Here is a 26324-nt window from a genome sequence, read left to right on the forward strand (position 1 = left end):
TGCCGCCGCTCCTCCGAGTACCATGATCGGACAAGTTCGCTCGCATTAATGCCCGGGTTGTGTGCGATTCCTAGATTATCAAAGGGATAGTCTCGAACATGCACGCGCCAAAGACGCCGCAATGAGGCCATCGCCAGACACTCGGCGAGCTCCGGCGAGATGAAGGGGAGGGCGCCTTCGATCCGCGCAAGGGTCAGTTGCCAAGGGGGAGGGTAAGGCGCCATCGGGCAAATAGTATATGAACGGCCTAAAAAGTATACCCAGCTTGTACGGTTGATTTGCTGTCCGATAAATGCCCTTCACGGACGACGAGCTATTCTATATAAAGCAGGCGAAATTCACTGCGATGTCGCCCCGGCCCGAAGGCAAGGGGGGGCACAGCAGCGGACTTGAATCTTGAGGAGTGTCGCCTTGGACGATGACAGCAGCAAGGCCTTGAGGCATTCAGATGAGGTTGCGCTCGCGCCCTTGGGGAATGCGATCCCGCCGCAGCTCGCGGCTGAGATCGAAGCGGCCCGCTCTTACCGGGCGCGGTCCAAGGCCGCCAACACGGTCCGGGCCTATGAGAGCGACTGGCGGCAGTTCGAAGAATGGTGCTGGACGCGCGATCTTGAGCCTATGCCGGCTATGCCGGAGGCCGTGGCCACATACCTTGCCTCGCTGGCGCAGGCGGGGAGGGCGGACAGCACCATCGGGCGGCACCTTGCAGCCATCGCCTGGCACCACAGGCAGGCAGGGCAGGTCGCACCCCAGCATCGCGATCCGCGTGATGTCATTGGCGACACACTTGCCGGGATCCGGCGCGAGCAGCGCGCACGGCCGACGCGCAAGAAGAGCGCAATTCTGGCGGCCGATCTTGCGCGGATGATTGCAGCTGCTGAAGGCCAAAGTCCGCGGGCTATCCGCGACCGGGCCGTCATGGCACTTGGGCTGGCGGCGGCGTTGCGGCGTTCCGAGTTGGTCGCGCTACAGCTGGCTGACCTCGAGCTGGTGCGGGAAGGCCTCAAGCTGACGATCAGGCACTCGAAAACAGACCAAGAAGGGGAAGGGCAGGTCATCGCGGTGCCGTCGGGAAAGATTCTCAAGCCGGGCGCGCGCCTCAACGAATGGCTCAGCGCAAGGGGAGGGGAGGCTGGTCCTTTGTTCTACCGCACCGACGCACAAGGGATGATGACCAAAGAGCCCATGTCGGATCGCTCGGTTGCCCGCCTGATTCAGCGCTACGCCCAAAAGGTTGGGCTCGATCCTGCCGCAGTCGGTGCGCACTCACTGCGCTCAGGGTTTCTGACCGAGGCGGCCAAGGCCGGAGCCTCGCTGCCCAAGATGCAGGAGGTATCGCGTCAGAAGAAGGTGGAGGTGCTCCTCGGTTATGTTCGCGATGCCGCGTTGTTCAAGAACCACGCCGGTGAGAGCTTTCTATAGGGAATCTAGGCTATGGAATGCTGGCTTGCTCCACGATGGTCCCTGGTTTCAGATACCCTTACGGAGCGTCACATATGGCAGAGGCATTATCGTGCTAGGTCTGCTAGAGCTGGATCGCGAATAATTGATTACACCGCAGGAAAATTTCATTAGATTCCCCAGGTAGTCGATTTTGATCCTGCCGATTGAGTGACTGAAACATAGAAAATGGCCCGCGCTGATCATCTCGTCTCGCTCGTTCGCGCCAGCGTTGCTGGCGACCGTGAGACGCTGCGCGCAGCGGCCGAGGCCATTGCCGCGGACGAACGAGCCAAAAATCACCACATCGTTGCAGATCGCATCGAACGCGCACTAAGCACCGTGCCGGTAACGCCGCCGCCTCTCACGACCTCCCAGCCTCAGGTCGGGCCAGGTCGAGACACGATCATCGAAATCGAAGCGCGGGTTAGATTTGATGATCTGCTCCTTTCGTTGCCAGCGCGCGAGAATGGTCGTCAGCTGATCGAAGAGCACATGCGTGCTGATGTTTTGCGCGCACATGCCTATGAGCCACGGCATCGGATTCTGCTTTCCGGGCCTCCTGGAAACGGGAAGACGTCCTTTGCTGAGGCAATCGCGGAGGCGCTGGGCTTACCATTCTTCGTCGTGCGTTATGATGCTTTGATCGGCAGTTACCTTGGTGAGACCAACGCTCGGCTTCGCAAACTGTTCGATTATGTGCGCACACAGCCGAGCGTCCTATTTTTCGACGAGTTTGATGCTATCGGTAAAGAGCGTGGCGACACCCATGAAACCGGCGAAATCAAGCGCGTGGTCTCGTTCTTGCTCATGCAACTCGATCAATTGCCGCCGTATGTTATAGTTGTTGCGGCTACCAATCATGCAGAGTTGCTTGATCGCGCGGTATGGCGTCGCTTTCAGATGCGGTTAGCTTTTCCACAGCCCGATCGCAAACTGCTTGAGGTGTTTTTGGACAGGGTCATCTCTGGCTGGCCTGAAACTCCGCGCATGACTGTACAGAAGCTCGCGACCCGCCTTGGCGAAGTAAGTTATGCCGAAGCGCTCGACCTGTGCCAGAATGTGAGGCGCAGGCAGATATTGGGTTTGGGGGAGATTGGGATTGATGATGCGCTCGAGACAGAGCTTGAACTATGGAAATCGCGCGTACGGCCCGGGAATGTAGATGGCGAGCGATCCAACCAAGCCCCTGCTGAGGCTGACGCCAGACCAATCAAGACAACGCCCCGCCGGTCAGCAAAAATTTCCCCGGCCACCTGAATCTTTCCCTCGGGATCGCCAGCAAGCCACATTTGCCCCAAACTTCGACCGCCTGGCCCAGGCTTTGGCGCGAGATCCGGGCGGTCTCGAACTGCGTGCCGATCCGGCTGCCCTGGCACCGGAGAGATTGCTCGTCTTCGAAGTCCGTGGCTCGGTGAACAATTTTGCCGCAGCCGTTCAGCGCGTGCCCGGCCTCGAACTGATCGACGAGGAGGAGTTAGGCAGCGACGACGACAAGGAGCCCGTTGCCTACCTCCTTGTTCCGGACGCACGCGCGCTCGCAGAACTGCTCTCTCTTTGGAGGCGCTGGAACGCCGATCAACTGCAATTCGGGGAGACGCCGTGGCGTGGCGTGTTCGAACTGCTTCGCGATCTGCGACCATGGGGGCCTCAGGACAGGGTCCAACGAATCGACGCCAGTTTTCTCGCCGAGGAGATCGAGGAGCGCGGCGAGGACGAGCTTGTCCCGCTGGAGATCGAATTGATCTACCGAGCCTCTGAGGTTCAGGCCCAGGCACGGGAAGATGAAGTGCGCGCGGCAGTGACCGCACGCGGCGGGGATATCATCTCGCGTGCCCGGCTGCCCGACATCGCCTATCATGCCCTGCTTGTGGATTTGCCGGTACGCGCGATCCGGGAGATCATCGATCGGGCGGAAGGCGGCATCGCCAGCCTCGAGCCTGTCATGCACATCCGCCCGCAAAGCCTAGCGACGACGATCGAGATCGAGGACGTCACAGACGCCGGCACCGCTGCTGCGGTCGGCAACCTGCGCGAACCGATCCTGGCCCTGCTCGACGGAGTTCCGGTCGCTGCACATCCGCTGCTCGCCGCTCATCTGGTCGTGGATGATCAATTCGATCTCGAACCCCATGCCCCCGTGGACCAACGCGTCCATGGCACTGCGATGGCGTCGCTCCTCGTGCATGGCGACAGGAACAATCCCGCACCGGCATTGCCGCGGCGCATTCATGTTGTTCCGGTGATGGGTGCTGGGGATCGCTTCCCGGCACGACGGCTTGTCGTCGATATCATCTTTCTCGCCATTAGAGCGATGCGAGAAGGCCCGGATGCAACGGCGCCGGGCGTGCTGATCGTCAATCTCTCGCTTGGCAACGAGCGGCGTCCCTTTCAGTCGTCGCTGTCGGCATGGGCACGGCTGCTGGATCGACTGGCGTACCGATACGGCATTCTGTTTCTGGTGAGTGCTGGTAATGTGAGGGAGACCTTCGGCGTCCCAGCCTTCGCGACCGGCACGGCTTTCGAAGACGCTGACGCCGCCGCTCGCTGTGACGGCACGCTGACCGCGATCGGCAATCTGATGGCTGACCGGCGTATGTTTTCGCCGTCCGAGGCAATCAACGCGGTGACGGTCGGCGCGTCCAACGACGATTGGGTGTCGGCTGCGGACCGCCGCGCCGCCCGCACCATCATCGACCCCTTTCCGGGCATTCGTGCCGCCAACCCGTCGAGCGCTCTCGGCCCTGGATTTGCCCGATCAGTCAAACCCGACATTTTGATGCCGGGAGGTCGCGAGCACCTCCGCCAGATGCGGACCGACGGTCATGTCTTCGTCAGGCCGGCGCCCTCGACGCGCCCCGCTGGCCTCAAAGTGGCTGCGCCTCGTACCGGCGCCTTCGGGGTAGCCGAAGGCTATTCGGGCGGGACCAGCGGCGCGACCGCGCTGGCATCACGCACATGTCATCGGATCCACGACGCACTAGAGGCGGCGTATCCGGATTTTGCGGGCCTGCCCCACATTCAGCGGGCGGCCTTGCTTAAGGCACTGCTTGTCCATCCCGCCCGGTGGCCCGATGACATTGCTGCACGGATCAAAGCGATCATCGGTCCAGTCGGCGGACATCACAGCCACATCAAGGACAATATCAGGCGCTTCCTGGGATTTGGCTATGTTGACGCCGAAGACGCGGTAGCGTGCGCGGAGGACCGCGCGACGTTCTGGGCGGTTGGAGAACTTTCGCGCGACCGTGTCACCACTGTCCGTGTTCCCATACCGGCGGTTATGAGCGGTCAGGCCCGGCCCCACAGCCTCTCGGCGACGCTGGCATGGTTCACACCCGTGCAACCGGGACGCAAGAGCTACCGATCCGTTCGCCTCAAGCTGCTCGATCCAGCAGAAGCCGGCACTTTGGGCGTTTCTCCGCGAAGCCTTCAACCGGACGGCAATCAGACTAATCGCGGCACCATATTCATGCGTTGCTGGGAAGGTGACAAAGCGCCGGTCGTCGGCCCGGATATGACGATTGACCTCGTTGTGCAGCGCGATCCAGATCCGGGCACTCCGATAGATGAAGCTGTACCATTCGGTCTTGCGGTCACGGTCGCCATGCCCGGCATCGTCGGTCTCTACACGCAGGTCGCACAGCGCCTCGGCATCGCGCCGCGTCAGTCGGTCTGAGGCTCGCTTTTTTTCGGGATTTTGCAACTGTGAACGTCAAAAGGAAGCCTGCCAAAGCCGAGCGACCAACATCGAAAATGCGCACGATATTCCGCGAGGTCGCGCGCGACATTGTCGCCCGGGATCGCAAGGCGCGTAAAGGGGGGCGCACGCAAAATACGATTGGCGAGATCGAGCGCGCAATGGTGAAGGCCTATGTCTGCGGACAAGAAGCTCTGTTGAACAAGCGCGAGGGGTTCCGCCCTTCGGTCAATGCTTTGGTCGATTGGCTGGAAATTCCCCCTCGGGCAAGAGAGACGCTGAGCTTCCTGACAATCTGTTTTTCTCACCGCTGGTCGGCGTCACCTCAAGCTTTGTACGCTGAACAACGATTTTCCGGACATAATGTGAACATTGGTGTCAGGCAGCGGCGCGAAGGTACTGGTAGAGGGTTTCGCGGCTGATGCCCATGTCGCGCGCGATGGTCGCCTTGCGTTCACCGGCGGCAACGCGGCGGTGCAGATCGGCAATCATCTCATCCGAGAGCGACCGTTTCCGCCCCCGATAGGCGCCGCGCTGCCGAGCGATCGCAATGCCTTCGCGTTGCCGTTCGCGGATCAGGGCGCGCTCGAACTCAGCAAACGCACCCATGACCGAGAGTATCAGATTGGCCATCGGGGAGTCCTCCCCCCGAGAAGGACAGGCTTTCCTTCTCAAACTCGATCCGGATACCTCGCTTGGTGAGGCCCTGGACCAGCTTGCGCAGGTCATCCAGATTGCGGGCCAACCGATCCATGCTGTGGACGACGACGGTATCGCCTTCGCGGGCGAAAGTGAGCAGAGCCTCAAGCTGGGGGCGGTTGACGTCCTTGCCCGATGCCTTGTCGGTGAAGGTCCGATCGAGCGACTGACCTTCCAATTGGCGATCCACATTCTGATCGAACGTGCTGACCCGGACATAGCCGATCCGTTGCCCCTTCACTGCGCACTCTCTCCATCAAAATGTCAGGTTGAAATCTATGATACGCAACGACATTCGTCAACAAATTCCGTTTAGTACCCTAATCTGACAGAAACCGCGGTAGCGCCCTGACGTCCGGTTAGGCTATACTCCAAGCTGACATCACAAAATCAAATCCCTCAAAGATGGCGTCAATTGCCTTGATGGGGTAAAAACTGGAGTGCTTCCAGGATGGGACATTCGGCAACGTCATCTCCAGTGCATCTGGCTAACGTGGTCGCCAGCGTCACCTCTATCTTCTGCAAATCTGCAATGCGGCGGCGGACATCTTCAAGGTGGAGTTCGGTTCTCGCCATAACCTCCGCGCAGGTTTGTGCACCGGTATCGGTGAGCGACAACAATGACCGTATGTCATCCATTGCATAGCCAAGGTCGCGCGCGCGCAGGATGAACTGCAACCTTTGCACCAGTTCCGGCGAATAGACGCGGTAGCCGTTGGAACTGCGAGGCGGCCCCGGCAGCAATCCCACCTTCTCGTAATAGCGGATGGTTTCGAGATTGCAGCCTGTTTTCCGGGCAAGCTGGGCACGCAAGATGCCGACCTGTTGCTCCATGAAAATACCTCTTGAGTCTGTAGTGGCTACAGAGCCTACACTGCGAATCACTCAGTTGGAACAAGGGATTCAAGCCATGGTCTCAACGCCGGAAGCGGGACAGCCAGCCCTCACCGAAAACCACGAGCCGAAGCAGGCAAACTGGGTTGCGGCGGGCGCATTGATCGGCGCGGGGCTCGCCTCGGCTTGCTGCGTCGTCCCGCTACTGTTGGTTATGCTCGGAATTTCCGGCGCGTGGATCGCCAACCTGACGGCGCTCGAACCTTACAAGCCCTATGTCGCAGGCGTAACGCTCGCGCTGCTCGGCTACGGCTTCTGGCATGTCTATTTCAAGCCGAAACCGCCCTGTGAAGACGGTTCCTACTGCGCTCGTCCACAATCGGCTTGGACCACCAAGGCGGTGCTGTGGCTGGGCCTTGCCGTCGCCATCCTGGCGCTCACCATCGACTGGTGGGCACCCTGGTTCTATTGAAAGGAAATACCCATGAAAAAGACAGTATGTATCGCTATGGCCGTGCTGGCTATGGCTGGCGGCGGGGTCGCCTATGCAGTTAGTGGCACGGCGCAAGATCGCCCCGCGGCTACCGCAACCGCTCAGAAGCAAACCACCTTTGCCATAGAGAACATGACCTGCGCCACCTGCCCGATCACCGTGAAGAAGGCGATGGAAGGCGTCGCCGGGGTAACGGCGGTCACGGTCGATTTCGCAGCCAAGACCGCGCGCGCAACCTATAACCCGCGCCGCACCAATGCTGCTGCGATTGCCGCTGCATCAACCAACGCGGGTTATCCGGCGCGCGCTATTCAAAACTGAGCGGGGCGCCGCCAGCGCCTCAAGAAAGCGATAAGCAATGAACGACTGTTGCAACCGCCCCGGGCAGGAAGGATTTGACGTTGCCGTCATCGGCGCGGGTTCTGCCGGGTTCTCCGCCGCGATCGCCGCTGCCGATCTGGGCGCGAAAGTGGCGCTCGTCGGTCACGGCACGATTGGCGGCACCTGTGTCAATGTTGGCTGCGTTCCTTCCAAGACGCTGATCCGCGCCGCCGAAGCGGTGCATGGTGGGCTTGCCGCCGCGCGCTTTCCCGGCCTTGGGGGCGCTGTCCAGATGGATGACTGGTCCGTATTGGCGGCGTCGAAGGACGATCTTGTCACGACGCTGCGCCAAAAAAAATATGTCGATCTGCTGCCCGCCTATGAAGGTGTGAGCTATATCGAGGGCAAGGCACGCTTTGCCGATGGTGCGCTGATTGTCGGCGATGCGCCCATGAAGGTCGGCAAGGTCATATTGGCGATGGGTGCGCACGCCGCCGTGCCGCCGATTCCGGGGATGGACAGCGTGCCCTACCTAACCAGCACATCGGCGCTGGCGCTGGATCGCTTGCCCAAATCGCTGCTGGTGATCGGTGGCGGGGTGATCGGGGTAGAACTGGGACAGATGTTTTCGCGTCTGGGCGTTGATGTCACCATCTGCTGCCGAAGCCGCCTGCTCCCCGAAATGGACCCGGAAGTGAGTGCCGCGCTGAAAAACTATTTGGAAGCCGAGGGCGTGCGGGTTTGCGCAGGTGTCGGCTATCAGCGTATCGCCCAAACACAGAGCGGGGTCGAATTGACCTGCGAGGGGCATTGTGACACCGTCGCGGCGGAACAGGTGCTCATCGCCACCGGACGCCGACCCAATAGCGACGGGCTTGGGCTGGAGGAGCGCGGCATAGTGCTTGCCCGTAATGGTGGAATCGTCGTCGATGACCACCTCGAAACGTCGGTTCCAGGCATTTACGCGGCGGGCGATGTAACGGGACGGGACCAGTTCGTCTACATGGCCGCCTATGGCGCAAAACTGGCCGCGCGCAACGCGGTGACGGGCAACCAATACCGCTACGACAATTCCTCCATGCCATCCGTCGTCTTCACCGACCCGCAAGTCGCCAGCGCCGGCCTCACTGAAACGACAGCACGGGCGCAAGGCCTGGACATCAAGGTTTCGCTGCTCCCGCTCGATGCTGTGCCAAGGGCACTGGCAGCACGCGATACGCGGGGTCTCATCAAACTGATTGCCGACAAGGCGAACGACCGTTTGCTGGGCGGCCAGATCATGGCACCCGAAGGCGCGGATTCGATCCAGACACTGGTGCTGGCGATCAAACACGGCATGACCACCCTGGAATTGGGTGCAACGATATTTCCTTACCTGACCACTGTGGAAGGCCTCAAACTGGCGGCCCAAACGTTTGATAAGGATGTCGCCAAACTGTCTTGCTGCGCCGGGTGATTGCTCGGGGATCAACCGGCAACGAATGGCCTCCCTCCAGTGCAAGCCGCTTTGGTGTCAATTTTGTAATTCGCCTCAGCGGGAGAGCAAAATGGCACGACGCCGACTTCTGACCGGAGACGAGCGCCGGCGCCTGTTCGATCCTCCTGTCCAAGAAACCGCGATCATTGGGCATTATACCCTTTCTGCGGAAGATGTTGAATTGGTTGGGCGCCGCTATGGTCCAGCAAATCGCCTCGGTCTGGCTGCACAAATCGCTTTGATGCGACATCCCGGCTTTGGTCTGCAACCCGAGATCGGGCTTCCCGACGTCATTCTTCAGTACCTCGCGGCACAGTTATTCGTCGATCCTTCCTCCTTCTCTGCATATGGTCAGCGCGCGCAAACCCGTACCGATCATGCCGATCTCGTGGCGCGTTATCTTGGCATACGCCCGTTTCGACGCGGCGACCTGGCACTTGCCCTGAATCTTGCCGCGCAAGCCGCCGAGTATACAGACAGAGGTGAACCGATTGTTCGCGCCCTCATGGTTGGCCTGAAGGGTGAGCGGTTCATTCTTCCGTCAGGCGACACACTGGAACGCGCCGGTCTTGCTGGCCGGGCACGCGCACGCAAAGCTGCCGCAGCCGCAATCGTCGAAGGCCTCAGCTCTGCTGAACTGACACGGCTAGACGAACTCGTAATCAACAACCCGGATTTCGGCATGACACCGCTGGCGTGGTTGCGTAATTTCGAAGAAGCCCCGACTGCGGCCAATATCAATGGCTTGCTTGAGCGCCTGCGCTATGTTCGCGGCATAGGTATCCACCCGGTAGTTGGGGGCGCCATTCCGGAATTCCGCTTTGCCCAATTTGTCCGCGAGGGCGGCGTGGCACCGGCATTCCTGCTTTCGGATTACAGCGTCAATCGCAGGCGGGCGACGTTGACGGCCGCAGTGATCGACCTTGAGGCCAGACTTGCCGATGCCGCGATCCAAATGTTTGACCGACTTATCGGCGGCATGTTCACGCGCGCGCGGCGTGGGCGCGAGCGTCGCTACCAAGATAGTATTCAGTCGGTGGGGCAACTCATGCGGCTGTTTGGCGCCACGATTACAGCACTTGATGAGGCTGTCCAGAATGGCGGCGATCCGCTCGAATTGATTGACGAAGCGGTGGGCTGGCACCGGCTTGTTGCGGCAAAGGCCCAAGTAGATGCCCTTGCTGATCTTGCCGGCGAGGACGCACTGGTAACGGCAACCGAGCGTTACGCCACGCTACGGCGTTTCAGCCCGGCATTTCTGGACGCCTTCACCTTCAAGGCGTCTGGAACAGGGACGGCACTGATCAAAGCCATCGATGTCATTCGCGATGCGAACACACGAAAGTCGCGCGACCTTCCCGATGGCGTTCCACTGCCATTCCCCAATCGGCAGTGGAAGCGTCTCATCACCGAAAGCGGCCGTATCGACCGCCGACGTTATGAAATTGCGATCATGGCAACCTTGCGTGATCGTTTGCGCGCCGGTGATGTATGGATCGAGGGAACCCGCAACTATCAGCGCTTCGATGCCTATTTGCTGGGTCGGCGCGACGCCGCCAAAGTGGCGGATGTGCTTCCGTTCGATTCAAATGCTGCATCCTACCTCGCTGACCGGGCACGAAATCTTGACTGGCGGCTGCGCCGATTTGCCAAGCAGTTGAAAACAAACAAGCTTGAGGGAGTGTCGCTCGAACGAGACCGGCTCAAGCTTCAGCAAATGCCGCCTGTCACCCCACCGGAAGCTGAAGCCCTCGATCGCAAGCTCGATACCCTGCTTCCCCGCGTGCGCATCACCGAGCTGCTGCTTGAAGTCGCCGAACGCACTGGTTTTTTGAACGCATTCCGTGACCTGCGCTCAGGCAAGGAGCACGACAACCCCAGCACGGTACTCGCCGCAATTCTGGCTGATGGCACCAACCTCGGGCTGGAGCGGATGGCCAATGCCAGCGAAGGCGTCAGCTATGCCCAACTCGCATGGACCCACAACTGGTATCTTTCACCCGAGAACTATCAGGCCGCGCTGGCCATGATCATCTCAGCCCATCACGAATTACCCTTCGCGCGGCATTGGGGCGCTGGCACCAGTTCGTCGTCCGATGGCCAGTTCTTCCGGTCGGGGCGGAGCCGTTCAGGGGCGGCGGACGTCAATGCCAAATATGGCGCCGAACCTGGCGTGAAAATCTATTCTCACCTTTCCGATCACTTCGCATCATTCGGATCACGGATCATGTCCGCGACGGCAGGTGAAGCGCCTTACGTGCTCGACGGGCTTGTCCTGGGCGCCGGCAACCTTCCGTTGCATGAGCACTATACCGATACCGGCGGCGCCACCGATCATGTTTTCGCACTCTGCCACCTACTCGGGTTCCGCTTCGCGCCCCGGCTGCGCGATATTGGCGACCGCAAGCTGGGTTCGATCGCTGCGCCATCGACATACAAGGGCATCGAAAATCTGATGGGCCGCACCATCAAAACGGCAGCGATCGAGGCCGATTGGGATGACATCGTCAGGATTGTCGCCTCAATCAAGGATGGCACGGTGGCGCCGTCAGTAATCTTGCGAAAACTTGCCGCCTACAAACGCCAGAACAGGCTGGATTTTGCATTGGCTGAACTGGGCCGTATCGAGCGCACTTTGTTCACGCTCGATTGGCTTGAACAACCGGAACTGCGACGTGCCTGTCAGGCCGGTCTCAACAAAGGCGAGGCGAGGCATACGCTTGCCGCCGCCATCTATACCAACCGGCAGGGTCGGTTCACCGATCGCTCGCTGGAAAATCAGGAATTTCGCGCATCTGGGCTGAACCTGCTGATTGCGGCGATTTCCTACTGGAACACGGTCTATCTCGACCGGGCCGCCCAGCACCTCAACGCTGTCGGCACGACGTTCGATGCGGCACTGCTTGCGCACCTTTCTCCGATGGGCTGGGCGCACATCAGTCTGACCGGCGATTACCTCTGGGAGCAGGCCAGGCGACTTCCAGCAGGTGAATTCCACCCACTCAACGAGCCAATGGCGCGGTTGAAGCGTGTAGCGTAGCCCATGTTCCGCTTATGTCCGAGAAATCGTTGTCTGGCGAACAAACCTTGAGGTGACGCCCAGTTCGGTGGGAACGCCAGCACGTTTGCCGCTGTTCACCTCAGTCTTCTTTACCCACTCTAGCACCGTGTGCCCCGAACAGCCGATCTTCTCGGCAATGGATGTGATCGCCGCCCAGCGGGACGAATGGTCGCCTTGGTGGTCCAGCACCATGCGGACGGCCCGCTCACGAACCTCCGGTGCAAACTTGTTCGTCGTCTTGCTCATCGTAGACCCTTCCTCTCAGGAGTTGGGGCCTCCGGCAATCCCGGGGCGGTTCAAAGCAATGATTGCTCGTTCGCGGTAGCCCAGCAGCCTGAGCGCATTAACGACGACGAGCAGCGTTGATCCCTCATGAACCGCCACCGCAGGCCCAATACCGAGGCCGAGAATGGTGGCAGGCACGAGGAAGGCGACGACACCCAAGCTGACGAAGACGTTTTGCCGGATTATTCTGCGGGTGTGCCGGCTTAGGCCGACCGCGAATGGTAGATGCGCAAGATCATCGGCCATCAACGCCACATCTGCCGTCTCCAGCGCTACATCCGAACCCGCTGCGCCCATCGCGATGCCGACCGTCGCGCTTGCCATCGCCGGCGCATCGTTGACGCCGTCGCCCACCATCGCGACCTTTTCCTCGCCGGCAAGCTTTTTGATTGCCGCGACCTTGTCTTCAGGCATGAGGTCGCCCCATGCCTCGTCGATCCCGACTTTTTTGGCGATCGCTTCGGCGACTTTCTGGTGATCGCCAGAAATCATTATCATCCGCGACACGCCCATCTCGTGCAGCCGGCGCAGCGCGGTCTTTGCCGCTGCGCGGGGCGTGTCCATCAGGCCGATCGCGCCCAGGTCACGGTCCCCCTTGCGAACCACCATCGTTGTGCGACCGTTCTCGCGCAGTTTCGTGATCGCGTCTTGCGCTCCCTGCCCCAGCGCTGGAATGCCCTCACTTCCGAACATCTCGGCCTTGCCGATCCAGACCGTCTCGCCATCCACGCTCGCGGTGACGCCTCGACCGGTCAGGCTCTTGAGGTCGCCGACAGTCGGCATGGCGCGATCGTTCAGACGGTCGCGGCCGTCCCTGACGATAGCTTGGGCCAAAGGATGGTCGCTTAGCGCCTCGACGGCGACCGCCAGCGCCAGCAACTCGCCTTCATCGGCGCCATCGACGGGCACGACATCCGTGATGCGCGGACGCCCTTCAGTCAGCGTACCCGTCTTGTCAAAAGCGATCGCTTTGAGTGACCCAAGGTTTTCGAGCGGTGCACCACCCTTCACGAGCACGCCGCCCCGCGCTGCACGGGCAACGCCCGACAACACCGCGCTTGGCGTTGCAATCGCAAGCGCACATGGGCTTGCCGCCACCAGCACCGCCATCGCGCGATAGAAGCTGTCGCGGAACGGCTCGTCGACGACCACCCATGCAAACAGCAGGAGCACAGAGAAGATGAGGACAGCAGGTACGAAGATTTGCTCGAACCGGTCGGTGAAGCGCTGCGTCGGCGACTTCTGCGTCTCCGCTTCGCTCACCATCTTCACGACCTTGGCGAGCGCGCTTTCATTTGAACGGCGTGTCACCTCGATCTCGATCGCGGCGCTCCCGTTGATCGTACCGGCAAAAACCCGGCTTGCCGCGTCCACTGCATCAGGCTTTGCCCGCGCCGCTGCGGCATTGGCGACCGGCACCTTGTCGACCGGGATGCTTTCACCCGTCACCGGGGCCTGGTTGATCGCGCTGGTGCCCTTGATGACGAAGCCGTCAGCAGGCAGGCGCTCGTTCGGGCGGACGATTGCAACGTCGCCGACGACCATCTGCGCGACTGGGATTTCGCTGATCTGCCCGTCGCGACGCACGGTCGCGATTTCCGGGGCGAGCTTTGCCAGCGCCTCGATCGCCTTCTTGGCGCGTCCCATCGCGTAATGCTCAAGCGCATGTCCCAGGCTGAACAGGAACAGCAGCAGCGCGCCTTCGGCCCATGCGCCCAGCGCAGCGGCGCCGGCGGCGGCGACCAACATCAGCGTGTCGATCTCGAACTTCTTCAGCCTGAGATTGTCGATCGCCTCGCGCAGCGTGAAGAAACCGCCGAAGAAATAGGCTGCGACATAACTGGCCGTGGGCAGCCACTCCGGTGCGCCGGCAGCCAGCGTCTCAATCGCATAGCCGATCCCCAGTAGCGCGCCGCAGGCAAGCGCGAAGATCAACTCGGTATTGGGGCCGAGAAACTCGGCGTGGCCATGGTCGTGGGCCTCGCCGGTGCCGTGCACTTCTTCGCCCGCGCCGTGGCCCCTGGAACCGCGTTCATGGCCGGCATGTTCGTCTGCAGCGACCCGCTTGCCAACGCTCACCTTGAGCTTGCGAAGCGCAGCGCGCACCTCCTCTTCAGTAGTCTCGCGACGATCATACTCGACCCGGATCAACCCGCTAGTGCTGGCGCTTGCCTGCACGACACCGGGCAAAGCGCACAACGCATCGCTCACGGTGCGCGCACGACGTTCGTGACTGATACCTGTTACCTGCCAGATCGCATGGCCGAAGCGTTCGGTGATTTCGGCACCTGCGGCGCGCACCATCTCGCGCAAGCGCGGAAGCGGCAGCTTGGCGGCGTCGAAATGGATGCACAGCGCTGCCGGCGTGTCGCCGTCTACGCAGATCACATGCGCCCGCTCGACGCCTTCGCGCTTAGACAGCGTGGATACGAGACGGTCCAGGCAAGCATCGGCCGCGTCAGGAAGGTCCGGCAGCAGCACGGGAATATCGAGTTCGAGCTTGTCGTTCATGACGACCTCCTTTCGCTTTTCTTGGTTTCGGCGCGCGCGTCGCGCAGGATTTCGACACCGCCTTTGATGGCGATGATGGCGGTGGCGAAGCCGACCAGCAGGTCCGGCCAGTTGGTGCCCAGCCACAGCACCAGCACGCCGGCGATCAGGATGCCGCCGTTGGAAATAAAGTCATTGAAACTGAAGGTGGTCGCGGCCCGGAGATTGACGTCCGGCTCCTTAAGGCGCTGGAGCAGCCGCAGGCAGAGGTAATTCACGCCGCCAGCGATCACAGACATGACCATCATGGTCGGTCCGATGGGCTCGCTGCCCTGCAAGTAGCGTCGTCCGACATCGATCAGGATGCCGCCCGCGAAGATCATGAGCATGACGCCCGAGGCCATTGCCGCGCGTGTTTTCCATGTCTTGCCCCGGGTGAGCGCGACGAGGCTCAGCGCATATACCGCCGTGTCTGACAGGTTATCGACGCCGTTGGCGATCAGTGCGCTTGAATCTGCAAAATAGCCTGAGACGAAGAAGCCCGCCGCGATCGCCGCGTTCAGCAGCAGGACGATCCAGAGCGTGCGACGCTCTTCCCCACCAGTGTTGTCGTTGCTCGGGATCATCCCATGATCTCCTCGAGCGTCAGGAGGGCGAGGAATCCCACAAAGAACATCGAGCTGATGAGCGGAGTGTCAGGCTTCTCGTGTGCTTCGACCAACAGCTCCTCCGTGACGAGATAGAGCAGCGCCATAAGTCCGAAGCTGAGGAAACCGGCGATCATCACCGGGGAGAGCGTGGCGACCGGAACGGCCGCCAGCGCGCCGATCGGCAGCAGCAGCGCCATTGCCGAGACGATCACGATGATGCGCAGCCGCGAACGGTAGGTTTCCGCCAGCTCGTTGGTGAGCGTCAGCCCCAGGAACAACACTTCGAGCGTCAGCGCGATCGTCAGCAGGAAACCTGCCTTCTCACCGGCGACGAACGCCAGGCCGAGCACCAGACCATCGACGAGGATGTCGATGCCGATCGCGGCGAGCAGTGCCATCGGCCCCCTGAAGCGGGCCTCGAAAGCCTTGAGCGCCAGCATCGTTGCAACGCCCGCTGCCCCGCCAATCAATGTGGCGCTGGGCGAAGCCTCATGTTTGACCTGGGGCAGGATTTCGGTCGCCGCGAGATGCTGCAGGCCCGCCACAAGGCCGGGCTGTAACTTTGTGCGGCTCGCTATGATCGCGCCGAGCACGACCGCCAGGACAGGCGCAAGCGTATAAAGCAGTGCCTGCATATCCTACGTCTCCTCCGGTGTTCGGTGACAGACGTGGATCTTCCCGCGCCGCATGAAGGCGATCGCCCCGCCCGCCACGATGGCGCGCGATTGGTCGCCTCGAAACTCGTCACCCGTTCGCTGCGCGCGCAGGATCTCGGTCTTGCCGTTGGGCAGCCAGGTGACGGCCATCTTCAAGCCGTCATCGATGAAGTCGACATCGGCGCGCGTGCCGTCGTCACAGTACATGATGCGCTGCCCTATGAGCTTTGACGTCAGATGCTTTTCATGCGTCGGTTCGGTGGGCTGGGTCGGCGCTGGATTGCACGCCCCTACAATCAAGCCAGCTACGAGAACCGCGCCGAGGCGCGTGGTCGCCAAGCCTGTTTGATGCAGCGAGGCGCGCAAGTCGGTCACAATGGCGCGCCTTGGTCCGGCGCTATCGGCTCAGGTGCCGGCAGTCCCGCCGTGTCGAGATCTTCCATCTTGATCGTGCGGCACGTGGCCGTGAGGGGTGATGTTTCGCCAACAACCATGAAAATTCGACCTTTGGTTTTCTCCGCGATCATCCGATGGGCATGTTCAAAATGTCCCGATAAGCCGAGAGCAGCTTGTTCCGGACTTGCAGGGTTGCCTCGAAAGTAATGGACGCACGGCTTTGAATGAGCGCGACAGTCGCAATGTCGGTGGTTTCGCCACGTTCGTACGCTTCGGTAACGACATCCTCTTGCTCCTGGGTCTCGTTGACCTTGGCGACCACAGCGTTAAGCGTGTCGGCAAAGGTTGAGGCCGGAGCGGTCGGCGCGACGCCTGGCGGTGCCGTTGGCTGCGCCTCGCGCAAGGCGCGACTTCGTGCGATCACTTCGGCACGAATGGCCATTACATTCGAGATCGACGTGTCAGACATCGCTTCTCTCCCGCTGCAGTGCGATGTGTCGGAGGACGGGACGTTTCATCGGGTGCCCTCCCGTTCGCAGATCCGGGTGCGGCCATCGCCTTCCACGATCGTGAGTTGCGACCCTTTGAACGTCGCGGTGGCCGTCTCGCCAATATATTGCAGGCCCTGCGCTGGAGCCGTCAGTGTCATCGGCGGCCCACTGTTGGAGCGCCGCAAATCAATCTGCAGCCCGCTGTCCTTGTAGTCGACGAACAGGGGTTCCCCATCGGAACAACGATACGGATGCCGGCCCATTTCCCCGGTCGCCACAGCGCTATCGGACGAATGGATTTGCTGCTCCGTTGGCGGGGCCGGCGGCTTGCTTTCCGAGCAAGCCGCCAGCCCACCAGCGAGGACAAGAGCGGGCAGTGCCCGCTTCCAGTGCGTCATCATCGCGCCTTCCTCCTGTAGCGGGAGGGGACGCGCTGACGATTGATCCCACGGGCAGGCTGGCCTACCCGCCAGCGCAGATAGGTCGCGAAGCGTTCGTCTGCCTCGACCATCAGGGAATGCAGGCGGCGCAACATCATAGCCGCGAATGGGAATGAAAGCGCACCGCGTAGCGTGCAGCTATGCGTTACCCTGGTGCCGCCATCGTTCCCTGCCAATTCGTACCGTTCCTCGAGGGTGAAAAGGTAAGGGATGCCGCAGGACCATGCGAAGGCATGCGGCTTGTCGAATTGATCGACCCGGGCGGGCGTTCGGATCGGCCGGGTGATGCCCTGAATCGCGAAGGTGCATTCCGTGTCACCCAGGCGGGACGGGCTATCTAGAAATACGAGCGGACTCCACGCCCGGCGGTGATCCGGATCGGTCAGCGCCGACCAGATGCGCAGTGGCCCACCGTGAAGCATTGAACTGGTTATGGTGCGAGGCATATCCCCATCTCCAAGAGATGAGCGGGGCGATCGCGGACCGCCCCGCTCACCCATCAGGCCAAGTTGTTCACGAAGGTCTGACCGTGGTCGTCCCCTTCATGCTCCTCTCTGTAGTGCTCGGGGTTTCCGATCACCTTCTGCCCGAACCGGGCGTAGAGCGTCGGCAGCACGAACAGCGTCAGCAGCGTCGCCGAGATCAGGCCGCCAATGACGACCGTCGCCAGAGGCTTCTGCACCTCCGCGCCTGCCCCCGAACCCAGCGCCATCGGAACGAAGCCGAGGCTGGCGACTAATGCAGTCATGATGACGGGGCGCAAACGCTGCATTGCGCCGACGTGCGCGGCCTCCTCGCGGCTCATGCCCGACCGGATCAGGTCGTGGATCGAACTGACCATGACCAAGCCATTGAGGACTGCGATGCCCGACAGGGCGATGAAGCCCACCGCCGCCGAGATCGAGAAGTCCATGCCACGCAGGAACAGCAGCAGCACGCCGCCCACCAGCGCAAACGGCACGCCGGTGAACACGATCGCGGCATCCCGCACCGATCCCAACGCCCCGTAGAGAAGCAGGAGGATCAGGATGAAGCAGGCCGGGATGACCAGCTTCAGCCGCTCGCTTGCCGATTGTAGGTTCTCGAACTGGCCGCCCCATTCGAGATAGGCACCAGCGGGCAGCCGGACCTGGCTGCCGATCGCCGCCTGCGCGTCCGCGACGACACTGCCGACGTCGCGACCGCGCACATTGGCCTGGACCACCACGCGGCGTTTGCCGTTTTCTCGGCTGATCTGGTTGGGACCATCGATCACCTTGATGTCGGCGACGCTGGAGAGCGGCACATAGCCACCCCCTGCCAACGGCACCTGCACCTGTTCGAGCAGACCGATGTCTGCACGTTGCGCCTCGGACAGCCGGATCACCACCGGGAAGCGACGGTCGCCCTCGAAGATCTGGCCCGAGGTTCGACCGCCGATCGTGGCGGTGACGGTGTCCTGCACATCCTGCGCGGTGACCCCCAACCGCGCCATTGCGTCGCGATTGACGCGAATGTCGAGCATGGGCAGGCCCGTTGTCTGTTCGACCTTCACGTCCGCCGCACCTTCCGTTTTGCGCAGCACCGCGGCGATCTGCTCGGCCGTCCGGTTCATCTGGCTGAAGTCGTCGCCGAATACCTTTACGGCGATGTCGCCGCGCACGCCGGCGATCAGCTCGTTGAAGCGCATCTGGATGGGCTGGGTGATCTCGTAGGCATTGCCCGGGATCTTCGCGAGGTTCGCCTCAATGCGGCTTACCAATTCCTCCTTCGGCAACTCGGGATCGGGCCAATCCTTGCGCGGCTTCAGGATGACGAACATGTCGGTCGCGTTGGGCGGCATCGGGTCCGAAGCCAGTTCGGCCGTGCCCGTCTTGGAATAGACGAACGCTACCTCGGGCTGCTTGGACATCATCCGCTCAATCGGCACCTGCATCGCCTGGCTCTGCTGGACCGAGGTCGCGGGGATGCGCAGCGACTGGATCAGCAGGTCGCCTTCGTCGAGCTGCGGCAGGAACACCGAGCCGAGCGTGGTGAAGGCTAGCGCCGCCACCACAAGGCTGCCGACACCTGCCCCGATCGTCAGCGTCGGGCGCTTCATGGCCCTGTCGAGACCGGGTTCGTAGCGCTTCTTCAGCCACGTGATGATGCGGCCGTCCTTCTCCTCCACCTTTTTCGATAGCCAGATCGCGATCATGGCGGGGACGAAGGTGAGAGAGAGGATGAAGGCGAAGCCGAGCGCGATGATGACGGTGAGCGCCATCGGCACGAACGTCTTGCCCTCCACGCCGGTCAGCGTGAGCAGCGGCACATAGACGAGGATGATGATCGCCTGCCCGTAGACCGAGGGACGGATCATTTCGCGGGCGGCGCGAGCCACGGTCGCCAGCCGTTCCTTCACGGTCAGCAATCGCCCTTCATGATGCTGTTGCTCGGCAAGCCGCCGCAACGCGTTTTCGACGATTATGACAGCGCCATCAACGATCAGGCCAAAGTCCAAGGCGCCAAGGCTCATCAGATTGGCCGAGACGCCTGCGCGCAGCATCCCGAAACCGGTCAGCATCATGGTAATTGGGATAACCAACGCCGCAATCAGTGCTGCACGGAAGTTGCCCAGCAACAGGAAGAGGACGACGATAACCAAGAGAGCGCCTTCCGAAAGATTCTTGGCGACGGTCTTGATCGTCGAATTTACCAGCTCCGTGCGGTTGAGCACTGGCTGAATGACGACGTCAGGGGGCAGCGAAGCGTTTATCGTCTTAAGTTTTTCCGAGACCGCAGTCGAAACGATGCGGCTGTTCTCGCCAATCCGCATGATCGCCGTGCCGACGACGACTTCCGTGCCGTTCTCCGACGCCGAACCCATGCGGATCGCCTGACCCGTCTTCACAGTCGCAACCTGTTCGACAGTGATCGGCACGCCATTACGCGTCGCGATCACTGTCCTGGCCAACTCGCTCGCATTGCGAACAAGCGCGTCCGAGCGGACAGCCAGACCCTCACCATTGCGATTGACGAAGCCACCCCCGACGCTGGTGTTGTTGCGTTCCAGCGCAGTACCCAGATCTGTGAGGGTAATGTTGAGCGAAGCAAGCTTCTGAACGTCGGGCACGACGAGAAACTGTTTGGCGTAGCCGCCAATTGAGTCAACTCCTGCTAGGCCTGGCGTGGTTTTCAGAAGCGGCGTCACTATCCAGTCCTGCGCTGTGCGCAAATAGGTCGCTTTGTCGACTTCGGTCGTCAGTCGTTCACCCTCGGGCGTGATATAGCTGCCGTCAGGCTGCTGGCCCGGTTCACCGGGCTTGTGCTTGTCGTCCTCACGATGCTCGAGCCGAACGGTGTACATGTACACCTCGCCCAGGCCTGTCGCTATCGGACCCATTTCAGGGTTTACGCCATCAGGGAGGTTCTCCTGCACGCCCTGCAAACGCTCACCCACCTGCTGGCGGGCAAAGTAGATGTCCGTCGCGTCCGAAAAGACGGCAGTAATCTGCGCGAATCCGTTGCGGCTCAGCGAGCGCGTATATTCAAGGCCGGGAGTGCCGGCGAGCGCGGTTTCAATCGGGAAAGATACCTGCTTCTCGACAAGCTCAGGCGAGAGTGCGGGCGCACGGACGTTGATCTGGACCTGATTGTTGGTGATGTCCGGCACCGCGTCGATCGGTAGCCGGTATAGGGAATAGGCGCCGATGGCGGTGACGATGACGGTGAGGAGCAGGACCAGCCAGCGCTTCTCGACCGCCCATGTGACGATGCGGGCGATCATGGCTTAATCCTCGTGGCTCGCTTCGCCCTTGCCGATCTCGGCCTTGAGCGTGAAGCTTCCGGTGGTGGCGATCTGTTCGTTGCCGGTCAGGCCCGACTGGACGATCACCGTATCTCCAGACGCATCGCCGAGCTGAACCTGGGTCGCCTTGAAACCGGTGGGCGTGCGGACGAACACGACCGGCTTACCCTCCAAACTCTGGACCGCTGTCCTCGGCACACGGATCGCATTGCTGCCACCACTGCCCGTGAGTTGGACGGCAGCCATCACAGGCTCGCCGACCCGCCACTCACCACCCCGATTATCGAGCGTGGCAATTGCGGGCACCAGCCTCGTCTGTGGGTCGAGCGCTGGCGAAACGAAAGTCACGCGCGCAGTCGCTTGGCGCCCCGCCGCCGTGACCAGCACCGTGCTGCCAGGTCGCACCCTGCCCGCATCCTCAGCTTTAAGGTTGAGGGCAATCGACACCTGGCTAAGGTTGGCGATACGATAAAGCTCGGCATCAGCAGCGACCGTCTGTCCCAGCGTAACTGGACGAGCGATGATCTGGCCGGAGATCGGCGCAGCAATACCAAGCCGGTTGAGGCCGCCGCCGCCGCCGCCTGCGGCCGACACCATGCTTTGCGCCTGCTTCAGCGCGATCCGCGCTTCGGTAGCCGCCGTGCGTGCCGCGATCAGATCCTGCTCTGGTGACACCCTCTGTGCGAACAAGCGTTCCTCGCGCGCGAGGTTCGAATTGGCGAGCTGAAGCCGCGCACGTGCAGCTTCTACCTCCCCCTTTATTTGGGCCACCTCAGGGCTTTCGATGACCGCAATTGTCTGGCCGCTTACGACTGATTGGCCCAGGTTGCGTGTCAATGCGACGACCCGCCCTCCAATCGCGGCTGACACGACCTGCGTCCTTTGTGGGTCGCCCTCGATTATCGCAGGCAGTTCGATCGTCCCGGCTCCGCCGATGATCGGTCGTCCGATCTGCACGCCGGCGGCAGCGATCTGATCGGCATCTAGCGTGACGACGCCTTCATCGGCATGGCCCGATTCAGCACCGCCATTTTCCCCGTTCGCGGCCCTTTCATTGGCGGCGGCGCCTTCCTCATTACCTGAATTTTCGCCGCCACATGCAGCCAGCAGGAGCGCGAGCGACGCTGCGCCAGCGAGATAAAGACTCTTCATCACTTGTTTCCTCCATCGGGCGCAGGAGTGGTGAGCCGCTCCAACCGCGCACGGGCATTCTGATAGTTTGCGAGCGCATTGATCGCAGCGTTACGCGTCTCGGCGAGGGTACGTTCTGCATCAAGCAACTCAAGTTGCCCGAACTTACCCTCCCGATAACCGATCCGGGCAATGCGGGCGGCCTCCTCGGCAGCCGCCAAGGCAGGGCCGGAGGCTGTGCGAGCCGCTGTTTCCGCATTTGCCGCTTGGGCCTGCGCGTCGGTGATTGCCTGCTCTATGTCGAGCGCAGCCACCCGGCGCTGAGCATCTGCCTGAGACTGCTGCGCGGTCGCCTGCGTAATCGCCGCGCGACCATTATTGAACACCGGGATCGGAATCGACACGGTCAACACCGCCGCCAAGTCGTTGGTCTCTTCCAAGCGGCGAATAGCAGGACCGACATTCAGATCAGGAACCCGATTGGCGCGTGCAAGACGTACCCCAGCTTCTGCAATAGAAACATCAGCGTTCGCGGCCGCCATTGCCAGAGTACTGGAAGTGTCCACTGTCGCTACCGGACCATAAACGTTTGCATTGGCGAAGCGGTCGAGTGCTGTCCCGTCAAGAACACCGGTTATCGGTCCGCCGATCCGCCGCTCCAGGTTTGTATGAGCCGCTTTGGCCAAGCGAAGCTGTTGCTCCACATTCGCCTCAGCGTTGATACGGGCAACCTCCGCTCGCTGCTCCTCCAAAGGGGAGGCGCGGCCCGCCTGCACCCGAATGCGTGCAGCCTGAAGCGCGTCGCTGGCGATCCGGGCCTGATCCCGCGCCGTCGCCACCCGCCGGTCGGCTGCGACCGCTTCGACATAGAGCTGCGTCACCTGAAGCCGGACATCCGCCGCGATGATCGCGGCCTGGATCTCGGCCCGGGACAATTGCGCATTGGCGACCGCGACGCGGGCGCCGCGCTTGCCGCCTAGCTCGATCGGGATTGCAAAACCGACCGTGGTTTCCGCGCTGCGGACGCCCCGATACGGACCTGACCCGACGACGTTCTCAACCTGGCCTTGAACGACCGGGTTCGGCCGCAAGCCCGCAACGGTGCGACCCGCGCGCGCTGCCTCGACCGCAGCACTGGCTGCTTCCGTGGCGGGTGCGGATCCGCCAGCTGAACTGACTGCCTGTTCAAGCGTGTAAACTGGCGAATCTTGCGAAAAGGGTGCGATCGATCCGACCTGTGCATGGGCGATCGAAGCGCATGAGGCGGCGATTAAGAAAGTCACAAAAATCTTATGCATCGAGATGGCGCTCCGTCATAAAGACCGGCCTGCATGGGTGACCAATCGGCAAGTCGGACGATTGACCTTTGCCGGCGCGTCTTGTCTTTGGAGTGGGATATGCCCTGCGCAGAGGGAGAGACACGGAGTTAGCCGCAACAGTCCGGGTTGTGATTAGCCGGATAGTATCGGCAAGTGGGTGCTCGATTTCGCTACCGCTGATAAAGGGGGAGGCAGCCAGCGCTGGCGAGGCAGCGACCAGCATCGCCGCCCGGGTGGGGACGCACAAAAGCAATTGCATGGAAAACTCCTGAACACAGGTGCAAATGGCACACGGGCGCAATGGCCCGAGTGCACTGAGCGACTGGGTTCAGGCTGACGGCGGTTGAAGGGGAGGCGCTTGAGCGAACGAACTCAGAACGGCGTTACTCAAGGCTGAATGCGAGGTATCGCCGCCCAGTGGCAGACCAAAATCACTTGTCCCTTCGCTGGCAAGTCCGATGCTGCAATGATGATGAACCAGCCCATGACATGGGCCACCGTCATCGCTGGAACTATTCCGGTGCCCGTCCATGTTTGCATGATCAGCGTGAGCATCCAGCATCATGACGCTGTCGTACCCGCTCGCACTATGCGCTGCAGCCGGCGATTCAACGCCGCCAAAGGCAAGGCCGATAGCCAGCCATAACAGGAGGAACATAGCCCGCACGCTAATGACCTACTCGTACCGACCGTAAAAAGCAACCGTGAACGCCTAGGGTCATTTGCCTATCCCGTCTTGCAAGAGCTCAAGAAGATCAGGTGGAATTGGCATTGGCTGAAAGGCGCTCACAGTCGACCGCCCGGTATTTCCGATCGGCAACTTTCCCGTCAGCGCGCCGATCGGTGCAAGAAGCAGTCGGAAGATCTGGCCAAGTGCTTCGCTCCAATCGCGCTGCCGGATGGCGAGACTGAACATTGCGCCGTGAATGGCGAGATGGAGGCCCCAAAAGGGCTGCGCAATAATGTGCACCCGTTCAAGATGGCGCCAGGCAAGGCCATGATTTCCTAAAGCTTCAGCTGACCGATATGCCGCCATTTCGGCCGCAATTACCCGCCGCGCGCTTAGGCTTCTAGCCAGCTCCCGCCAGCGTCCCTGCCGGTGCCAATAAAAGATCTGCGCGAATGCCCAGATAAGCGGGGTCAACAAGCCGGCGGACACCTCAACCTCGTCGGTGTAATGTGTCCCCCCGCTCCGATACGGAGCAACCGTAATCCAATGGTCCCACCTTGTGATCAGGTGACTATAGCCGTCATCGCGCAGACGCTTCGGCCATTCGGTGCCGGCAGCTTCGTGCTGGGACGTCACGATCCACTGTGTCCCGAACGGAATAATGCCAAGGAGGCGGAGCTTGACCTCATAGCGCTCGCCAGGCCGAAACCTGTCGAACGCCGCGTCATCGACCGGGATGAAGCGCACCAGCGGCCAGGCGATATGCTGCAGCAGGCGCGCCGTCTGCACCTCGGCCCAGACTGTTTCCGGCTTGAGCGCGATATGTGTCGAACGGGAAACCTTCATGCCGCAACGCTCCGCAATTCACGCCGTGCCTGCTGGACAATCTGAATGCCGCCGCTGATCCCGAGCAGTGCCAAAATCGCTGCAACAATAAGGTCGGGCCAGGCTGTTCCGGTGCCGAACACGCCAAGTGCGGCCGCCATAACGGCGATATTGCCGATCGCGTCATTGCGCGAGCATATCCAGACCGAGCGCATGTTCGCGTCTCCAGTGCGAAAACGGTAGAGCATGATGGCGACACCGGTGTTGGCCGCCAGCGCGAGCGCGCCGATGATTCCCATCAGTTCAGGCTCGGGTGCAGCTCCGCCGAGCGCCGCCAGAACGGCTGTGATCACGACCCAACCACCCAGACCGATGAGGGCGAGCCCCTTGGCCAGCGCCGCCCGCGCGCGCCATGCCAGCGCCATCCCGGCGACCAGCAGGCTGATCGCATAATTGGTGGCATCCCCCAGAAAATCGAGTGCGTCCGCCTGCAACGCGCGGCTGTCCGCAGCGGCCCCTGCCGCCATTTCCACCGCGAACATGCCGGCGTTCACGCCGAGCGCGATCCACAAAGCCCTGCGCCAGCGCGGGTCGTTCAGAGTTGCCGTCGTTCCGCACGCGGCCTTGCAGCAATCATCAGCCATCTTTTTGCCTTCTCGACAATCTGCGAGTCGGCATTCTATCTACACCCTGTAGCAACTATAGGGTCAAGCCCGAAGGAGTGGCAGTGAAAATTGGCGAACTCGCGAGCGCCACGGCGACGAAGGTCGAGACGGTGCGCTATTATGAAAAGATCGGGTTGTTGCCGCCACCCGCCCGGACAAGTGCCAATTACCGTGCCTATGGCAATGATCATCTGGCGCGCCTGTCGTTCATCCGCCGCGCCCGCGATCTCGGTTTCACGCTCGAAGCCGTGCGCGAACTGCTCACGCTGTCGGATGACAAGGCCCAATCCTGCGATGCCGTTGACGGAATCGCGCGCGTCCACCTCACCGAAATCGACCGCAAGATCGCCGATCTGAGCGCACTGCGCGGCGAACTGGACCGGGTCATCGGATCCTGCCGTCACGGGACCGTGGCCGACTGCAAGATCATCGAGACCCTCGCCCCGCGCACGCTGACCGCAACGTGATCGAAGATCGCTGCTTTGGCGCCAACGCTTCGGCCTCGCGTGCATGGA

26 protein-coding genes and 1 pseudogene are annotated in these 26324 nt (G+C 61.6%); 9 read left to right on the plus strand and 18 right to left on the minus strand.

Annotation, left to right across the window (positions count from 1 at the left end):
* Positions 1–411 precede the first annotated feature (411 nt).
* From DM995_RS18425 to DM995_RS21430, 4 genes are all read left to right on the plus strand, one after another.
* Entirely contained in the window at positions 412–1422 is a 1011-nt protein-coding gene (locus DM995_RS18425) for a site-specific integrase (protein ID WP_051146240.1), read from the plus strand.
* A gap of 207 nt (positions 1423–1629) precedes the next feature.
* Positions 1630–2700 (plus strand): AAA family ATPase, encoded by a 1071-nt coding sequence (locus DM995_RS18430; RefSeq protein WP_066531344.1) that lies wholly within the window; start codon positions 1630–1632, stop codon positions 2698–2700.
* Between the two features lie 154 nt (positions 2701–2854).
* Positions 2855–5119 carry a S8 family peptidase gene (locus DM995_RS18435; protein WP_232824546.1) on the plus strand — a complete coding sequence of 755 codons (2265 nt, stop codon included), beginning with the start codon at positions 2855–2857 and terminating at the stop codon, positions 5117–5119.
* Between the two features lie 29 nt (positions 5120–5148).
* Complete coding sequence (locus tag DM995_RS21430; RefSeq protein ID WP_155646352.1) at positions 5149–5562, plus strand: hypothetical protein; 414 nt, start codon at positions 5149–5151, stop codon at positions 5560–5562.
* On the opposite strand, the gene DM995_RS22965 is transcribed toward DM995_RS21430, so the two are convergent.
* From DM995_RS22965 to DM995_RS18445, 3 genes are all read right to left on the minus strand, one after another.
* A complete protein-coding gene (locus DM995_RS22965; protein WP_502696620.1) occupies positions 5519–5749 on the minus strand; it encodes a helix-turn-helix domain-containing protein in 231 nt (76 codons plus the stop codon). The genes DM995_RS21430 and DM995_RS22965 overlap by 44 nt on opposite strands.
* On the minus strand, positions 5733–6080 hold the full coding sequence (locus DM995_RS22970) for a recombinase family protein (RefSeq protein WP_427468340.1): 348 nt from the start codon (positions 6078–6080) through the stop codon (positions 5733–5735). Before DM995_RS22970 ends, DM995_RS22965 begins: the two co-directional genes overlap by 17 nt.
* Positions 6081–6250: 170 nt before the next feature.
* Positions 6251–6673, minus strand: coding sequence for a MerR family transcriptional regulator (locus tag DM995_RS18445; protein ID WP_039330852.1), 423 nt, complete (start codon positions 6671–6673; stop codon positions 6251–6253).
* Between the two features lie 76 nt (positions 6674–6749).
* On the opposite strand from DM995_RS18445, the gene DM995_RS18450 reads away from it, so the two are divergent.
* The 4 genes from DM995_RS18450 (at position 6750) to DM995_RS18465 (ending at position 12004) form a co-directional block, all read left to right on the plus strand.
* Positions 6750–7145 carry a mercuric transporter MerT family protein gene (locus tag DM995_RS18450; protein WP_014072602.1) on the plus strand — a complete coding sequence of 132 codons (396 nt, stop codon included), beginning with the start codon at positions 6750–6752 and terminating at the stop codon, positions 7143–7145.
* 12 nt (positions 7146–7157) lie between these two features.
* Positions 7158–7487, plus strand: coding sequence for a heavy-metal-associated domain-containing protein (locus tag DM995_RS18455; protein ID WP_004213249.1), 330 nt, complete (start codon positions 7158–7160; stop codon positions 7485–7487).
* 37 nt (positions 7488–7524) lie between these two features.
* Positions 7525–8943, plus strand: a complete 1419-nt coding sequence (gene merA, locus DM995_RS18460) for a mercury(II) reductase (protein WP_039330847.1) — start codon at positions 7525–7527, stop codon at positions 8941–8943.
* A 91-nt stretch (positions 8944–9034) separates the two neighbouring features.
* Positions 9035–12004, plus strand: a complete 2970-nt coding sequence (locus tag DM995_RS18465; RefSeq protein ID WP_014072601.1) for a Tn3 family transposase — start codon at positions 9035–9037, stop codon at positions 12002–12004.
* A gap of 63 nt (positions 12005–12067) precedes the next feature.
* On the opposite strand, the pseudogene DM995_RS18470 reads toward DM995_RS18465, so the two are convergent.
* The 15 genes and pseudogenes from DM995_RS18470 to DM995_RS18535 all read right to left on the minus strand — a co-directional run.
* A pseudogene (locus DM995_RS18470) lies at positions 12068–12271 on the minus strand (transposase); the annotation flags it as partial.
* Between the two features lie 15 nt (positions 12272–12286).
* Complete coding sequence (locus DM995_RS18475; protein WP_052241852.1) at positions 12287–14821, minus strand: heavy metal translocating P-type ATPase; 2535 nt, start codon at positions 14819–14821, stop codon at positions 12287–12289.
* On the minus strand, positions 14818–15426 hold the full coding sequence (locus DM995_RS18480; RefSeq protein ID WP_039330843.1) for a cation efflux transmembrane domain-containing protein: 609 nt from the start codon (positions 15424–15426) through the stop codon (positions 14818–14820). Before DM995_RS18480 ends, DM995_RS18475 begins: the two co-directional genes overlap by 4 nt.
* A complete protein-coding gene (locus DM995_RS18485; protein WP_116970635.1) occupies positions 15423–16085 on the minus strand; it encodes a ZIP family metal transporter in 663 nt (220 codons plus the stop codon). Before DM995_RS18485 ends, DM995_RS18480 begins: the two co-directional genes overlap by 4 nt.
* A gap of 3 nt (positions 16086–16088) precedes the next feature.
* Positions 16089–16472 (minus strand): hypothetical protein, encoded by a 384-nt coding sequence (locus DM995_RS18490; protein WP_171007820.1) that lies wholly within the window; start codon positions 16470–16472, stop codon positions 16089–16091.
* 5 nt (positions 16473–16477) lie between these two features.
* On the minus strand, positions 16478–16633 hold the full coding sequence (locus DM995_RS22540; RefSeq protein WP_156135678.1) for a hypothetical protein: 156 nt from the start codon (positions 16631–16633) through the stop codon (positions 16478–16480).
* Complete coding sequence (gene fliE, locus DM995_RS18495) at positions 16630–16971, minus strand: flagellar hook-basal body complex protein FliE (protein WP_039330840.1); 342 nt, start codon at positions 16969–16971, stop codon at positions 16630–16632. Before fliE ends, DM995_RS22540 begins: the two co-directional genes overlap by 4 nt.
* Positions 16972–17016: 45 nt before the next feature.
* Positions 17017–17394 (minus strand): hypothetical protein, encoded by a 378-nt coding sequence (locus DM995_RS18500; RefSeq protein WP_039330839.1) that lies wholly within the window; start codon positions 17392–17394, stop codon positions 17017–17019.
* On the minus strand, positions 17391–17879 hold the full coding sequence (locus tag DM995_RS18505) for an SRPBCC domain-containing protein (RefSeq protein WP_039330838.1): 489 nt from the start codon (positions 17877–17879) through the stop codon (positions 17391–17393). The genes DM995_RS18500 and DM995_RS18505 overlap by 4 nt, the downstream gene beginning before the upstream one ends.
* Before the next feature lie 53 nt (positions 17880–17932).
* On the minus strand, positions 17933–21178 hold the full coding sequence (locus DM995_RS18510; protein WP_039330837.1) for an efflux RND transporter permease subunit: 3246 nt from the start codon (positions 21176–21178) through the stop codon (positions 17933–17935).
* 3 nt (positions 21179–21181) lie between these two features.
* Positions 21182–22351, minus strand: a complete 1170-nt coding sequence (locus DM995_RS18515; RefSeq protein WP_039330835.1) for an efflux RND transporter periplasmic adaptor subunit — start codon at positions 22349–22351, stop codon at positions 21182–21184.
* The gene (locus tag DM995_RS18520) at positions 22351–23628 is read right to left on the minus strand and encodes a TolC family protein (RefSeq protein WP_039330833.1); all 1278 of its coding nucleotides are present in this window, start codon (positions 23626–23628) and stop codon (positions 22351–22353) included. Before DM995_RS18520 ends, DM995_RS18515 begins: the two co-directional genes overlap by 1 nt.
* 408 nt (positions 23629–24036) lie before the next feature.
* Positions 24037–24204: a hypothetical protein gene (locus tag DM995_RS21435; RefSeq protein ID WP_156135677.1), complete on the minus strand. Its 168-nt coding sequence runs from the start codon at positions 24202–24204 to the stop codon at positions 24037–24039.
* A gap of 163 nt (positions 24205–24367) precedes the next feature.
* Entirely contained in the window at positions 24368–25165 is a 798-nt protein-coding gene (locus DM995_RS18530; RefSeq protein WP_082013220.1) for a DUF3703 domain-containing protein, read from the minus strand.
* Positions 25162–25788, minus strand: a complete 627-nt coding sequence (locus tag DM995_RS18535; RefSeq protein ID WP_039330829.1) for a cation efflux transmembrane domain-containing protein — start codon at positions 25786–25788, stop codon at positions 25162–25164. Before DM995_RS18535 ends, DM995_RS18530 begins: the two co-directional genes overlap by 4 nt.
* 83 nt (positions 25789–25871) lie before the next feature.
* Between DM995_RS18535 and DM995_RS18540 the strand changes: the two genes are divergently transcribed.
* On the plus strand, positions 25872–26276 hold the full coding sequence (locus DM995_RS18540) for a MerR family transcriptional regulator (protein ID WP_052241857.1): 405 nt from the start codon (positions 25872–25874) through the stop codon (positions 26274–26276).
* Positions 26277–26324 lie beyond the last annotated feature (48 nt).

This window comes from Blastomonas sp. UPD001 (assembly GCF_003426715.1).
Lineage (GTDB): Bacteria > Pseudomonadota > Alphaproteobacteria > Sphingomonadales > Sphingomonadaceae > Blastomonas.

Coding starts and splice junctions, on each gene's coding strand:
- DM995_RS18510 (WP_039330837.1), bottom strand. CDS start 21,178: ATGATCGCCCGCATCGTCACATGGGCGGTCGAGAAGCGCTGGCTGGTC.
- DM995_RS18505 (WP_039330838.1), bottom strand. CDS start 17,879: ATGCCTCGCACCATAACCAGTTCAATGCTTCACGGTGGGCCACTGCGC.
- DM995_RS18515 (WP_039330835.1), bottom strand. CDS start 22,351: ATGAAGAGTCTTTATCTCGCTGGCGCAGCGTCGCTCGCGCTCCTGCTG.
- DM995_RS22965 (WP_502696620.1), bottom strand. CDS start 5,749: ATGGGTGCGTTTGCTGAGTTCGAGCGCGCCCTGATCCGCGAACGGCAA.
- DM995_RS18500 (WP_039330839.1), bottom strand. CDS start 17,394: ATGATGACGCACTGGAAGCGGGCACTGCCCGCTCTTGTCCTCGCTGGT.
- DM995_RS18475 (WP_052241852.1), bottom strand. CDS start 14,821: ATGAACGACAAGCTCGAACTCGATATTCCCGTGCTGCTGCCGGACCTT.
- fliE (WP_039330840.1), bottom strand. CDS start 16,971: ATGTCTGACACGTCGATCTCGAATGTAATGGCCATTCGTGCCGAAGTG.
- DM995_RS18455 (WP_004213249.1), top strand. CDS start 7,158: ATGAAAAAGACAGTATGTATCGCTATGGCCGTGCTGGCTATGGCTGGC.
- DM995_RS18480 (WP_039330843.1), bottom strand. CDS start 15,426: ATGATCCCGAGCAACGACAACACTGGTGGGGAAGAGCGTCGCACGCTC.
- DM995_RS22540 (WP_156135678.1), bottom strand. CDS start 16,633: ATGATCGCGGAGAAAACCAAAGGTCGAATTTTCATGGTTGTTGGCGAA.
- DM995_RS18430 (WP_066531344.1), top strand. CDS start 1,630: ATGGCCCGCGCTGATCATCTCGTCTCGCTCGTTCGCGCCAGCGTTGCT.
- DM995_RS18530 (WP_082013220.1), bottom strand. CDS start 25,165: ATGAAGGTTTCCCGTTCGACACATATCGCGCTCAAGCCGGAAACAGTC.
- DM995_RS18485 (WP_116970635.1), bottom strand. CDS start 16,085: ATGCAGGCACTGCTTTATACGCTTGCGCCTGTCCTGGCGGTCGTGCTC.
- DM995_RS18445 (WP_039330852.1), bottom strand. CDS start 6,673: ATGGAGCAACAGGTCGGCATCTTGCGTGCCCAGCTTGCCCGGAAAACA.
- DM995_RS18450 (WP_014072602.1), top strand. CDS start 6,750: ATGGTCTCAACGCCGGAAGCGGGACAGCCAGCCCTCACCGAAAACCAC.
- DM995_RS18535 (WP_039330829.1), bottom strand. CDS start 25,788: ATGGCTGATGATTGCTGCAAGGCCGCGTGCGGAACGACGGCAACTCTG.
- merA (WP_039330847.1), top strand. CDS start 7,525: ATGAACGACTGTTGCAACCGCCCCGGGCAGGAAGGATTTGACGTTGCC.
- DM995_RS18520 (WP_039330833.1), bottom strand. CDS start 23,628: ATGCATAAGATTTTTGTGACTTTCTTAATCGCCGCCTCATGCGCTTCG.
- DM995_RS21435 (WP_156135677.1), bottom strand. CDS start 24,204: ATGCTCACGCTGATCATGCAAACATGGACGGGCACCGGAATAGTTCCA.
- DM995_RS18465 (WP_014072601.1), top strand. CDS start 9,035: ATGGCACGACGCCGACTTCTGACCGGAGACGAGCGCCGGCGCCTGTTC.